Raw genomic sequence first — 12,797 nt, forward strand, 5'->3', positions numbered from 1 at the left:
AGTCTAGGCGGCTAGGGACTTGAGGGGCTCTGGAATTTCCTCAGAGGGAGCCTCAAATTCGCCGACGTAGATATACTCCAACCGTAATTTTAACCAAGTAATAAATTGCTTCTTCGTGGAGATGATCGCCACACAGGGTTTGGGGGTTTTTTCGCTCGCTTCTTTGAGGCTGGGAGCGTTGATAAAGGCCGGATTCTCCACTACCCAAAAATCCCGTTCTTTGCCTTGTTCTTCGTAGTGGCGGATGCGTTCTTTGATTACTTCCTCAAAGGGTTCTTCTTCAAAGAGAAATTTTTGGCTGGCCAGGGCAAAATGATAGGTCGTCATCACTTGTTCAATATAGAAAGATTTATAACTGTTTTTGTTCCAGTAAAGATACCCTACAATTGTCCCCACATGGCAAGCTTCATCTCCCGCACGGCCCGTTCTAGGCCCACCAACACAGCCCGGCTGATGATGGTATGCCCGATGTTTAACTCTTCCATGCCTTCGATACAAGCGACGGGGTAAACATTACGATAGGTTAAGCCATGGCCGGCGTTGACCCGTAACCCCAGGGCGATCGCCTGTTTTGCCCCAGTTTTGAGGGTCGCCAATTCTGCCTGCTGCTGCTCTGAGTCCTGGGCCTCGGCATATTTCCCCGTGTGCAACTCAATAAATTGCGCCCCGGTTTTCTGGGCCGCTTCGATTTGCTCTAGCTCAGCATCGATAAACCAACTGACAGGAATCCCGGCCCCCTGGAGTTGTTCAACCACCTCTTTGAACCGGGCAAAATTACCCACGATGTCGATCCCCCCTTCCGTGGTGATTTCCTCGCGTTTTTCGGGGACGAGGGTCACATAGTCGGGTTTGATGTCTAAGGCGATCGCCACCATTTCCGCCGTGGGGGCCATCTCTAAATTCAGGTGGGACTGCACCGTCTGCCGCAGGATTTTGACATCCCGGTCTTGGATATGGCGACGGTCTTCCCGGAGGTGTACCGTAATCCCATCGGCTCCCCCCAGTTCCGCTAAGGTTGCCGCCGCCACTGGATCTGGTTCTACCGTGCGTCGCGCTTGGCGAATCGTCGCAACATGGTCAATATTCACACCGAGGGTCAGGCGAGGATTTGGGGAAACCATTAGGGAAAATAAGCTTAGAAGATAAAAAACTAGAAGCCCATTTTATCAGGGTTGCCAAAGGAGATGGAAGGGGCATTACGCAGAATTTGCAGGGGATTACCACGATCCCCCACTGGATCTCTGGGGGCGGCGATCGCCCTTAAATAAACGATTCCCAAATCTTAAAATGACGTCGGTGAAAATCAGACCTATGATGGATTCTGGGGAAAAAATCCCGAAAAAGTTTGAATTTTTACTTTTCGAGATCCCCCCTCCAGTCATACACTTGACACAGAGGTCAAAGGCAGTCGTGAGGTCTTTTTTGTGAAACGAGTCCTAGGAATCATACTTGGCGGCGGCGCAGGTACTCGCCTATATCCGCTAACAAAACTCAGAGCTAAGCCCGCAGTACCTCTAGCAGGCAAATATCGTCTCATTGATATTCCTGTTAGCAATTGCATTAATTCTGAAATTCATAAAATCTACGTTTTAACCCAATTTAATTCAGCATCTTTAAATCGTCACATTAGTCGAACCTACAACTTTACCGGCTTCACCGAAGGCTTTACCGAAGTACTCGCAGCCCAACAAACTAAAGAAAATCCCGATTGGTTCCAAGGCACCGCCGACGCTGTCCGACAGTACAGTTGGCTTCTAGAAGACTGGGATGTCGATGAATACATCATCCTCTCCGGTGATCACCTCTACCGTATGGATTACCGTGAATTTATCCAGCGCCACCGTGACACTGGGGCAGACATCACCCTGTCTGTGGTTCCCGTGGGCGAAAAAGTGGCCCCCGCCTTTGGGTTGATGAAAATTGATGCCAATGGTCGTGTCGTGGACTTTAGTGAAAAGCCCACCGGTGAAGCCCTCAAGGCGATGCAGGTGGATACCCAGTCCTTAGGTCTCGATCCAGAGCAGGCGAAAGAAAAGCCCTACATTGCGTCGATGGGGATCTACGTCTTTAAGAAACAAGTACTCCTCGATCTACTCAAAGAAGGCAAAGATAAAACCGATTTCGGGAAAGAAATTATTCCTGATGCGGCCAAAGACTACAACGTTCAGGCCTATCTCTTTGATGATTATTGGGCTGACATTGGGACCATCGAAGCGTTCTATGAAGCAAACCTTGGCTTGACGAAGCAGCCGATCCCACCCTTTAGTTTCTATGACGAAAAGGCTCCCATCTACACCCGGGCACGCTACTTACCGCCGACAAAAGTGCTCAACGCTGACGTGACAGAATCGATGATCAGCGAAGGTTGCATCATTAAAAACTGCCGCATTCACCACTCAGTTCTTGGCATTCGCACCCGTGTCGAAGCGGACTGCACTATCGAAGATACGATGATCATGGGCGCAGATTATTATCAGCCCTATGAGAAGCGCCAGGATTGTCTCCGTCGTGGCAAGCCTCCCATTGGGATTGGTGAAGGTACAACGATTCGCCGGGCGATCGTCGATAAAAATGCACGCATCGGTAAAAACGTGATGATCGTCAATAAGGAAAATGTGGAGGAGTCAAACCGTGAAGAGCTTGGCTACTACATTCGCAGCGGCATTACAGTGGTACTAAAAAACGCCGTTATTCCCGACGGTACGGTCATTTAAGATCTGTTGCGGCCCTTGTTTTAAAAATTCTTTTTAAATCACATTTTTTGTCTAGGCAATGTGCCCTGTCTCTCGGTGAGATGGGGTTTTTTTGTGGACAGAGATAACCTTTGGCATTTCTAAGCATCGAGAGACCAAAACCAGTGGTTTTGCTGGAGTCGTTGGGCAATGGTCGCTCCCCAGGCTTCTAATTGGACAGTAAATTCGGGCTGATCTAAACCCTTGCGCCACATGATCAGGGCGTCTTCCCCAGTGTCTTGGTAGTACCCTTTACGGCGTCCGGCCAGGTTAAAACCAAATTTTTCGTAGAGGGCGATCGCCCGCTGATTGGATTCTTTGACTTCGAGGGTCGCCCGTTCTAAACCCCGTAACCTAGCATCCCGGAGCAAACCCAACAAAATGAGTTGTCCCAAGCCCTGCCGTTGCACTTCCGGATGAACTGCCATCAGCGTAATGTGAGCTTCTTCGACAATCGCCCAGAGACAACCCAATCCCAATAATTTATTTGGATCATGGGGAGCCGGTACAATCAACAAGGTACTATTTGGACTTTCTAGTTCCCGTAGATAACCATCCTTAGACCAGAGGCCACCAAAACATAATTGATCTAAAACCAATGCCTGGGGCAGTGTTTGTTCTGTCAAGGGCTGCACCGATAAAGCAACTGCACTCACAAATCTCACCACTCACTCATAAAAATACTTGAAAAGTTTATCAAATGCGAACAGCAGAAAAATTGAAAGACACCAGGTTAAGTCATTAAATTTTCATGTTCATGGTGGTGCCGAAAATAATCATCCATAATCCTCTCTCGGTAGCAAAGACAATTAGTTTATAAAAATTGTTAAACAGTTTTTTTATCCATTTGTACAATGACAGCAGATTTCACGCACAAACGATGCAAAAAAAAGTAGAACTCTCAAAGCAATTACCTTAAAAAGTATGGCAGTTGTCGCTCTGTGTAGCGGCTCCCTCTTGGGGTTTAGTCACAATGCCATGGCTCAGGAATTTAACGGCGGCTCGATGACTGTATCTGAAGGAAGAAATGGTACAGAAATTACCATCAAAACTAAGAATGGTAGTACCATTCGAGTTCGTGTCAGTGAAAGTGGAGCTTCGAATGTCAACAATACTTCGAGCAGCGGTGAAAATACCAATACGACGACGGGCCGGGATGGTGATCAAACGACAACTACCAACGCCAATGAAAATTTAGACAAATAGCCGCCATTTCCATAGCAAGGGTGATTATTTTTTCGGTATCCTTATTTACCTATGATTCTATTGAATCTAGTAAAAGATAACCACAAAGTAATTGCTTATGTTAACCGCAGCCTCCACTGACAATACAGGTCGGCAATATTTGCCCCAAAATCCAGATGGCCTGTCTCCCAACCAAGCGTTAATGCCCCTGACCAGCACCGTAAATGGCCAGGATCACTTAGTGGTGGGAGGCTGCGATGTGACTGAATTGGTTAAGCAATATGGTTCTCCGTTATATATCCTCGATGAATACACCCTGAGAACCACCTGCCGTCAATACCGCGACAGTTTCCAAAAATATTACGGTGGTGAATCCCTCGTGATTTATGCATCTAAGGCCTGGAGCTGCATGGCCATCTGCGCCATTGTTGACAGTGAAGGGTTAGGCTTCGATGTGGTTTCTGGCGGAGAACTCTACACAACCCTCAAAGCTGGAGTCAGCCCGCAAAAAATTTATTTCCATGGCAACAACAAATCCCGCGAGGAGCTGAATTTTGCCCTCGACCAAGGGGTGACGATCATTGTTGATAATTTCTTTGAGTTGGAATTGCTCAAGGCACTCACAGGCGATCGCCAAACAACGGCCAAGATTATTTTGCGCCTCACCCCCGGCATCGAGTGCCACACCCACGAATATATCCGGACGGGGCATTTAGATAGCAAATTTGGCTTTGACCCGAACCAAATTGAAGCGGCCTTTGCCCTGGTGAGCCAGGCTGAATTTTTAAACTGCATTGGCCTCCATGCCCACATTGGGTCGCAAATTTTTGAACAACAACCCCACAAAGATCTCGGTGATGTCCTCGCTGGTTGGTACAAAAAAGCCGCTGACTATGGCCTAAACCCAGAAATTCTCAACCTTGGCGGCGGTTTAGGGATTCGTTATACCGAATCCGATGATCCTCCCAGCATTGAAGCCTGGTCGCAAAATGTTGCCCAGTCCCTCGAAGCAGCCTGCCGGAGCCATGGGATTCCGTTACCGAAATTAATCGTAGAGCCGGGCCGTTCTCTCGTCGGTAGTGCCTGTGTTACCGCTTACACCGTTGGGAGTCGTAAGGTTGTACCAGAAATTCGTACCTATGTTTCTGTGGATGGCGGCATGTCTGATAATCCCCGTCCGATTACCTACCAATCTCTGTACCGGGCGGTCATTGCTAATCGCCTGTCGGCCCCCTGCGAGGAAACAGTCACGGTAGCGGGTAAACATTGTGAGTCGGGGGATGTGGTGATCAAGGATGCCCAACTGCCCACGCCCCAACCGGGGGATATCCTTGTGGTGCTGGCGACGGGAGCCTATAACTACAGTATGGCCTCGAATTACAATCGCATCGGTCGCCCGGCAGCCGTACTGGTGAATGAAGGGGATGCCCAACTGATTATCCGTCGGGAAACCTTGGAGGATTTAGTGCGTCAAGATTGTTTGCCGGAACGGCTACGTCAAGGCTGATCTCTTTTCATTGGTTAAACATTTTGGGGAACGGGGTAGATGGGGTAGCCACATTGGGGCGATCGCCAACCCCGTTTTTCTTTGCCCAAGGTTACCCCCGCCATGACATGATAGAGTCTGATGGCAAGTTGTTGGTTGTGCTGGAGTAGCGGTAATAGAGGATGCCAGATTGGCTGTTTGACATTGCGGATATTGCGCTGACATTGTTCTTAGTATATGTGGCGGTTTTTGCCATTCGAGACCGACGAACCCTCTGGGTGATGCGGGGATTTTTGCTGTTGATGATTGCTGATAAGGCAGCAGAAATATATCAATTTGAATATGCGGCGGCTCTCCTCGATAAATTACTGTTGATCTCTGCGGTGGCGATCGCCCTAGTCTACCAAACCCAACTGAAGCGCCTATTAGAGAAATTAGGCCAAGGTAAAATCATGGAATTGCTCCGGCCCGTCGAGGCGCGGAATACGAACTCCGAAAATACCGTGCTCGACCGGATTGTTGAATCGGTTAAAGAACTCTCTCAATCCCGTACCGGAGCGCTAATTCTCATTGAAACCACCGCCATTCCCATCGATAAAAAAGGCATTGCCCAGCCTGGAGTCCCCATCGATGCAGAGGTCTCTAAGGAACTGCTCCAATCGATTTTCTACGACAAAAATCCCCTCCACGATGGCGCGATCTTGATCCGTGACTCCCGGGTGGTGGCCGCAAAGGTCTTCTTCCATTTGTCCGAAAAATCCGGCTTCCGTCAGTTAGGCACTCGTCATCTGGCTGCCCGCAGCATCACAGAACAAGCTGAAAACTGTGTCTGTGTGGTGGTTTCCGAAGAAACGGGTTCTATTTCCCTCGCAGACCGGGGGAACCTGAATCGCCCCCTCACCAGCAATGAACTCAAAGAACTGCTCTCGGAATATTTCACCACTGGCGATCGCGAATCTGTAACGCCGTCCCTAGGTGACCTGGGTCGTCGGCTAAAATCTCAAGGGGAAGATTTACTCAAGTTTCTTCGGCAACTGAATCTCCCTTTCACCCACAAAGATTAACCTTTGACTGTAACTATGGTTCATCCTTTGCCCGCTGACCTCGATCCCCAAAAGCTTCCCAAACACATCGCTGTCATTATGGATGGGAATGGTCGTTGGGGCCAACAGCGTGGTTTACCTAGAATTATGGGTCACCAAAAAGGGGTAGACACAATCCGCAATATGCTCACCTACTGCCAGGACTGGGGAATCCATGCCCTCACGGTCTATGCGTTCTCCACCGAAAACTGGCGGCGTCCCCCCACCGAGGTGGAATTTTTGATGACCTTGTTTGAAAAGGTGCTGCGGCGAGAAATTAAAATTTGGGCGGCCAAAGGGATTCAAATTCGCTTTGTGGGGGATCTGACCTCCTTACCCTATTCCCTCCAGGCGGAAATTCAACGCTCCGTCATTCAAACCCAGCACAATAACGGCATTCAATTTACCGTTGCCACCAACTACGGTGGACGCCAAGAATTAGTCCAAGCCTGTCGGGCGATCGCCACCAAAGTTGCTGCCGGAGAACTGCGACCCAGCGATATCAACGAAACTTTGATCAACGATCACCTTTATACCCACGGCATCCCTGATCCCGATCTCTTGATCCGCACCAGTGGTGAAATGCGCCTGAGTAATTTTCTGTTGTGGCAAATGGCCTATAGCGAAATTTATGTCACCCCTACCCTCTGGCCCGATTTTGACAAAACCGAACTCCACCGCGCCCTCTTGGCTTTCCAACAACGGGAACGTCGCTTCGGTAAAGCCACCGTTTAAGCCCCTGAACAATGTCATAAAATCGCCATGCAGTTATCTAAGGCTGAGCTTCGGGTATTGTTTAAAAAAAATTGCGCCAAGGAGTTGACATATACAATTTCTGACTTTATATTATTAAAAGTGACCTAAACCACTTGGGACTGTAGTTCAGCTGGTTAGAATGCCTGCCTGTCACGCAGGAGGTCGCGGGTTCGAGTCCCGTCAGTCCCGTACAGTAAAGAAGAATATAGCCCGCCCTTGGCTGTGGATGCAGATCTTGCAATACAGTGCGGTAAATAGCTCTAGCCAGGAATAGTGATGTACTGGTAGGCTGATATCAGAATTTCAAAGGCAGTGAACTAGGATGGCATGGCGTCGGCGTGATTTTTTACAAGCTTTGGGGTTGACCTGTGGTGCCCTGGGGTTTTCTTCGTTTTTACGGCCATCTGATCTCAAACAATCTGCCCAGGCTCTCAGTCAATTTCGGGGTCGCAAGATCGCGTTGCTTATCGGCATCGATCAATATGGTCAAGGGCCTAATTTGGGGGGTTGTCAGCAGGATCTAAAAATCCAGAAACATTTGCTGGAATCACGTTTTGGTTTTGCGGCGACGGACATCGTCACTCTCCGTAATGATCAAGCCAGTGGCAGCGGTATTTTTACAACGTTTCAAACAGACCTGAAGACAAAAGTGAAACCGGAGGATCTGGTTTTTGTGCATTTCAGCGGCTATGGTACTCGCTTAGTCACAGATCCAGCGGATCCAGAACCGATACCAGCCCTGGTACTTCCGGGGAAATCTGGCCCTGAGGCGATCGCCCTGAGCACTTTTCAAGCCTTAATCCAAGATCTCAATCCAGCCCAAGGAATTCTCGTCTTGGATACCAGTTTTGATCCTGGCTCCCGGCCTTCAGCCCCCTATTGGCGACCCCGCACTTATCCCGATGAAACGGCGATCGCCCCCATCGTTGCCCCCGAAACCACCACCGTCAAATCAAGTTCTAGTTTTGCGTTGGGGCGATCAGCTTTGATTCAACTGTGGGCTGCCACCGAGGGCATTACCCCAGAAGTGCAAATTAATGGTGTGATGACGGGACTATTTACGGCGGCCCTTGGGCAATATCTCTCCGCCTATGACCCGATGGTCACCGTCACTACGGCCCAGACGAACCTTGCTGTGCGTTTACCCAAGGATGAGACGCAACCGGCAACAATGACCTTTTTGGGTACTAAGACCGCGCCCCTCTATGGCACCCTCCCCAGCGATACGCTGCCAGCGACGGGTCAGATTTTTAGCCAAAATCCCACGGGATTAGAAGTTTATTTGGGAGGCTTTGAACCGGAAATTTTGCAGGCGATCGCCCCCGGTAGTGAATTAACAATTCGTACCGAAACAGCGCCGATTCTCCAACTCAGCGGCAAAGCAGGGGTTTTCGGCCAAGGGAAATCTTCTACGCCGAATGTCACCGTTGGCACAGCAATCCAAGAAACGAAACGCCATCTGCCCCGCAACCTCGCCTTAAAAATTGCCCTGGCTGAGGATCTCAGTCGCATCGAACGGGTGGATGCCACCAGTGCTTTTGCGAGTTTGACCAACATCGCCAGCGTCAGTAACCCCCAAGATTGGGTAGATTATGTTTTTGATGAAGCCTATCAATTGACCACCGTCCCTGGCAAAATTGTCCCCGGTGTGGTGCCAGCCAGCGATACCAACGAAGCGATCAAATCTTCAGTCAATCGACTTTTACCCCGCCTAGAACAATTATTAGCCTTAAAATGGCTCCGGTTGTTGGTCAATGAAACCAGCACCCAACTACCTTTGAAAGTAACGGTCCAGCGTTTGGATCGTTTTTCGACCCTGCTGACGGCAAAAACAACACCCTTTAGCCTGGGGCAGTCGAAGAGCAATCCTAATCCTCAGCCGATGTTTACGGTGGGAGAAAAGGGGCAATATCAATTGGAAAATACGGGAACGCAACCTCTATTTTGTCTAGGTTTTGCCCAAAGCCCGAAACAAGAATTACTGCTCCTGACTGCTAAAGAAGGTCTCAAGATCCCCCCAGAAACCGCAACCAGCCCCCTAGAATTAACGGCGCTACGTCCCTTGGGAGTGTGGACAATTTATTGGGTCATTGGCGATCGCCCCTTTGAAAATTTCCAAGACCAGGCCACCCAACTTTTTGGGGATTTAGAGACCATTCCCCAGAAGCTAGAAAAATCCCTGCCCCTCATCCAAGGTCTCCTCAGCGATTTGCAAGCGGTTCCCCCAGAAGGCACAGAACCAAATAAAGAAAATTATGTTTTCTCCACGACCCAGTGGGCGGGTTTGCGCTTTACCTACACCGTTGTGGAAACGGAGGCGTCATCCTAATTTTGGCGCTTGGCATAATTAAAAAAAATCAAATCAAACAATAAAAAACCCCAAGACAAAACCCTGGGGTCAAAAATTATTGTTTTTTTAAGTTGAAGGATTGGGTCTTGGTGTGGGTATTTTCCGCAGCCCAAACTCGCCAGGTGAATGATGTTTATTTTGAATTAAAGGCCGGGGAGGTTGAGGCCACTGGTTAGCTCTTCCATCCGGGTGCGCATGGTTTCGGTGGATTTGGTATAGGCATCGGTCAGTGCTTCAGAAACGGCAGCCGAAAGTTCCTCTGCGCCCTTGGCGATCGCCTCTGGGGAAATTTCTACGCCCCGTGGTTCCTGGTTACCGCTGAGAATCACTTTTACAGAACCGTCGGCATTGGTACCTTCAATGTCCATCGCTTCGAGCTCTTCTTGGAGTTTTTTCGCCCCTTCCTGTACCTTTTGGGCTTGCTGGAATGCGGCGGCCAGCTCTTTCATTTTCCCGAGTCCAAATCCTTGTGGCATAGTCTTTACAAAATAATAATGTTCGTGATTGTCTCGTCTAGATTAGACCCCCTAGGGCATCTAATCCGTAACCTATCTTAATATCTCCCGGCACCATTTGACGTTTTCAGGGGAGTTTCTGCCGGGGCCTAGGAAAAATCCCCCAGAATTTTCACTTCGGGTTTCAGTAAAACCTGCCAGCTCTGCTCCACCTGGGCTTGGACGTGTTGAATTAGCTGAAAAATATCCATGGCCTTCGCCCCACCACAATTGACAATAAAATTAGCATGGCGTTCGGCTACCTGGGCTCCGCCAATTTGATACCCTTTCAATCCTGTTTGTTCAATTAAATGGCCCGCCGCCTGGGGATAGGGATTGCGGAAAACACTACCACAACTAGGTAGATGGTAAGGCTGGGTCGATTTGCGCATCCGCAGATTCCGATTGGTTTCCGCCCGTACCGTTGCTTTCTCAAAACCGGGTTCCAGTTGAAAGGCGGCTTCCAGAACCAGGCGATCGCTCCCCTGGAGATTAGACGTGCGGTAACGGTAATCGAGATCCGCCGGTTGGAGCTGATGAATCGTCCCGTCGGGATCAAGCACCTTGAGCCACAATAACTGATCGGCGACACAGCCCTGGTGAGCGCCCGCATTCATCACCACACTCCCGCCGACACTCCCCGGAATGCCCACGGCCCACTCTAAACCTTTCCAACCCCGTTTCGCCGCATTCCAAGCAAGGCGAGCAATGGGTTCCCCCGCACTGGCTACGAGAATGCCGTCGTCTTCTTGGGCATGGTAATAGCGCAACTTTTTGGTGTTGATGGTGAAACCAGGAATCCCTTTGTCACTGATCAAAAGGTTAGAACCGGCTCCCAGAATAGTGAGGGGAAATCCTGATAAATGCTTGAGATACCACTCGAAACAGGCTTCTGTTTCGGATAAATTGCTGGGTTCTGCATAAAATTCTGCCTGTCCCCCGACCCGAAAAGAGGTGTAGTGAGCTAAGGGGACTTGAGCTTGAATCAGGCTATTGCCGTCGCCTAGGGTTGTCACAGGAGTAGCAATCTGGGAACGGGAGGGGGAGCAAATCATGGCGTATTTCCGGGTCTAGGGGGCAAAGGTCAAAAGCGCTTAGTCTGGGGCAGAACATTGGGTCAACGGCGCTTGGGGCAGCGCAGGGTCGCCATTGGCAGACAGTTGAGCCAAGAGGCTTGGGATAGTTTGGTTGAGATTCCCGGCTCCCAGAAACAGTACCAGATCCCCCGTTTGCAGTTGCGGTGCTAACCATGTGGGTAGGCTTTGGAGATCTGGGTAATAGGCAACGTCACCATCTTGTTGATGGGCGATCGCCTGCTGTAGGGCTTCACCTGTAAGGTTATCTACATTTTTCTCCCCTGCGCTATAAATATCAGTAATTATGGTCACATCTGCGTTTTTGAAAGCTTTTGCAAATTCATCAAAGAAAGCTTGGGTACGGCTGTACCGATGGGGTTGAAAGATTGCCACAACGCGCCGCCCTTGACCAGCCCGGAGCCGAGCAGCCTGGAGAGTCACTTCAATTTCACTGGGGTGGTGGGCATAGTCATCAATGAGAGTAATGCCCTGGTATTGACCGCGAATTTCAAACCGTCGCTTTGCCCCTTGAAAGGAAGCTAAAGCCTCGGCAATGGGCTCAAAGGGCACACCACAGCACCGGGCAGCGGCGATCGCCCCCAGGGCATTACTCAGGTTGTGGGCACCCAGTAGGGCTAGATTAATTTCTCCGAGGCGATCGCCTCGTTCCCAAATGGTTGCCCGGGTTGACGTTGCTCCGTAGTGAATATCCGTCGCCCAATAATCAGCTTGTTCAAGATTCTGTAACCCATAGCCCACCTGATAGGGCACGGCCCCCGTGGCGATGGTGGGACAGTCCACGCAGGCAATCAGGCGATCGCACTGCTGGGCAAAGGTTTGAAAAATTTCTACCACCTGATCCAGCGATTGATAATGATCCGGGTGATCCAATTCAATATTTGTGACAACCCCTAACTGGGGACGGAGCTTTACCAAGGTGCCGTCCGATTCGTCGGCCTCAGCTACCAAATAATTACCTTGGCCGAGGCGAGCATTGCCATCCCAAGCATCCACTTCACCCCCGACAATGATAGTCGGGTCAACGCCGGCCACCAGAAAGATATAGCCAATTAAACTACTGGTCGTCGTTTTGCCGTGGGTTCCCCCTACTGCCACACTGTCATATTCGGCGACGAGGGCAGACAAAACATCAGACCGATGAAAAATGTGACAGCCTAGGGATTGGGCCGCTTGAAATTCTGGATTTTCTTGGCCAATAGCCGTTGAGCAAATGACCTGGGGTAAACCGTTGTGATGTTCAATGGCATCGGACTCCCCCCCAAAGGCCTGTAAATTTTCTTTGACTTGCTGACTGAAAATATGGGCACCCACTGCCGCCAAGCGTTCTGTAATGTGACTGGTGCGTTGGTCAGAGCCAGAGACGGGTAACTTTTTCTGGGCCAAGACATAGGCAAGGGCAGACATCCCAATCCCGCCAATGCCAATGAAATGGAATGGCTTTCCGTTTAGATCTACTGCTTTCAAAGATCCCTCCCCTCACACGTTCTATCGCTGGTATGGGTAACGATAGATAACAGAACACATTTAAGTATGCAATATTACCGGACATTTACAAGTAAATCATTCCGCAGAAACATCCCTAGGGGCGATCGCCTTTTTGGGTCTAGCCAATCGA

General features: G+C 49.8%; 13 protein-coding genes and 1 tRNA gene. 7 read left to right on the forward strand and 7 right to left on the reverse strand.

All coding sequences use genetic code 11. The features are described 5' to 3' along the window. Positions 1 to 3 precede the first annotated feature (3 nt). The 3 genes from AWQ23_RS00605 to AWQ23_RS16395 are packed head-to-tail and all read right to left on the reverse strand — an operon-like array spanning position 4 to position 1,279. The gene (locus AWQ23_RS00605) at positions 4 to 327 is read right to left on the reverse strand and encodes an MgPME-cyclase complex family protein (RefSeq protein WP_030006753.1); all 324 of its coding nucleotides are present in this window, start codon (positions 325 to 327) and stop codon (positions 4 to 6) included. A gap of 53 nt (positions 328 to 380) precedes the next feature. Beyond that, positions 381 to 1,121: a pyridoxine 5'-phosphate synthase gene (locus tag AWQ23_RS00610; RefSeq protein ID WP_030006752.1), complete on the reverse strand. Its 741-nt coding sequence runs from the start codon at positions 1,119 to 1,121 to the stop codon at positions 381 to 383. A 29-nt stretch (positions 1,122 to 1,150) separates the two neighbouring features. Continuing rightward, positions 1,151 to 1,279, reverse strand: a complete 129-nt coding sequence (locus AWQ23_RS16395) for a hypothetical protein (protein WP_254903487.1) — start codon at positions 1,277 to 1,279, stop codon at positions 1,151 to 1,153. Positions 1,280 to 1,424: 145 nt separating this feature from the next. On the opposite strand from AWQ23_RS16395, the gene AWQ23_RS00615 reads away from it, so the two are divergent. Then, positions 1,425 to 2,714 carry a glucose-1-phosphate adenylyltransferase gene (locus AWQ23_RS00615; RefSeq protein ID WP_062431685.1) on the forward strand — a complete coding sequence of 430 codons (1,290 nt, stop codon included), beginning with the start codon at positions 1,425 to 1,427 and terminating at the stop codon, positions 2,712 to 2,714. A 119-nt stretch (positions 2,715 to 2,833) separates the two neighbouring features. On the opposite strand, the gene rimI is transcribed toward AWQ23_RS00615, so the two are convergent. Beyond that, complete coding sequence (gene rimI, locus AWQ23_RS00620; RefSeq protein ID WP_062431687.1) at positions 2,834 to 3,388, reverse strand: ribosomal protein S18-alanine N-acetyltransferase; 555 nt, start codon at positions 3,386 to 3,388, stop codon at positions 2,834 to 2,836. A 268-nt stretch (positions 3,389 to 3,656) separates the two neighbouring features. On the opposite strand from rimI, the gene AWQ23_RS00625 reads away from it, so the two are divergent. The 6 genes from AWQ23_RS00625 (at position 3,657) to AWQ23_RS00650 (ending at position 9,570) form a co-directional block, all read left to right on the forward strand. Beyond that, positions 3,657 to 3,938, forward strand: coding sequence for a hypothetical protein (locus tag AWQ23_RS00625; protein ID WP_062431691.1), 282 nt, complete (start codon positions 3,657 to 3,659; stop codon positions 3,936 to 3,938). A gap of 97 nt (positions 3,939 to 4,035) precedes the next feature. Then, positions 4,036 to 5,424 carry a diaminopimelate decarboxylase gene (gene lysA / locus AWQ23_RS00630; RefSeq protein WP_030006748.1) on the forward strand — a complete coding sequence of 463 codons (1,389 nt, stop codon included), beginning with the start codon at positions 4,036 to 4,038 and terminating at the stop codon, positions 5,422 to 5,424. 161 nt (positions 5,425 to 5,585) lie between these two features. Continuing rightward, complete coding sequence (cdaA, locus tag AWQ23_RS00635) at positions 5,586 to 6,467, forward strand: diadenylate cyclase CdaA (RefSeq protein WP_012305738.1); 882 nt, start codon at positions 5,586 to 5,588, stop codon at positions 6,465 to 6,467. A gap of 15 nt (positions 6,468 to 6,482) precedes the next feature. Further along, positions 6,483 to 7,220 (forward strand): isoprenyl transferase, encoded by a 738-nt coding sequence (locus AWQ23_RS00640; RefSeq protein WP_012305739.1) that lies wholly within the window; start codon positions 6,483 to 6,485, stop codon positions 7,218 to 7,220. A gap of 136 nt (positions 7,221 to 7,356) precedes the next feature. After that, positions 7,357 to 7,430: transfer RNA gene (locus tag AWQ23_RS00645), tRNA-Asp, on the forward strand. 133 nt (positions 7,431 to 7,563) lie between these two features. Next, positions 7,564 to 9,570 carry a caspase family protein gene (locus tag AWQ23_RS00650; RefSeq protein ID WP_062431693.1) on the forward strand — a complete coding sequence of 669 codons (2,007 nt, stop codon included), beginning with the start codon at positions 7,564 to 7,566 and terminating at the stop codon, positions 9,568 to 9,570. Between the two features lie 164 nt (positions 9,571 to 9,734). On the opposite strand, the gene AWQ23_RS00655 is transcribed toward AWQ23_RS00650, so the two are convergent. From AWQ23_RS00655 to murC, 3 genes are all read right to left on the reverse strand, one after another. Then, positions 9,735 to 10,067, reverse strand: coding sequence for a YbaB/EbfC family nucleoid-associated protein (locus AWQ23_RS00655; RefSeq protein WP_012305742.1), 333 nt, complete (start codon positions 10,065 to 10,067; stop codon positions 9,735 to 9,737). A gap of 128 nt (positions 10,068 to 10,195) precedes the next feature. Continuing rightward, positions 10,196 to 11,140, reverse strand: coding sequence for a UDP-N-acetylmuramate dehydrogenase (murB, locus tag AWQ23_RS00660; RefSeq protein WP_062431695.1), 945 nt, complete (start codon positions 11,138 to 11,140; stop codon positions 10,196 to 10,198). Positions 11,141 to 11,179: 39 nt separating this feature from the next. Beyond that, positions 11,180 to 12,646, reverse strand: a complete 1,467-nt coding sequence (murC, locus tag AWQ23_RS00665) for a UDP-N-acetylmuramate--L-alanine ligase (RefSeq protein ID WP_062431697.1) — start codon at positions 12,644 to 12,646, stop codon at positions 11,180 to 11,182. Between the last annotated feature and the right edge of the window lie 151 nt (positions 12,647 to 12,797).

Source organism: Picosynechococcus sp. PCC 73109, from assembly GCF_001521855.1.
Taxonomy (GTDB): Bacteria; Cyanobacteriota; Cyanobacteriia; order Cyanobacteriales; family MRBY01; genus MRBY01.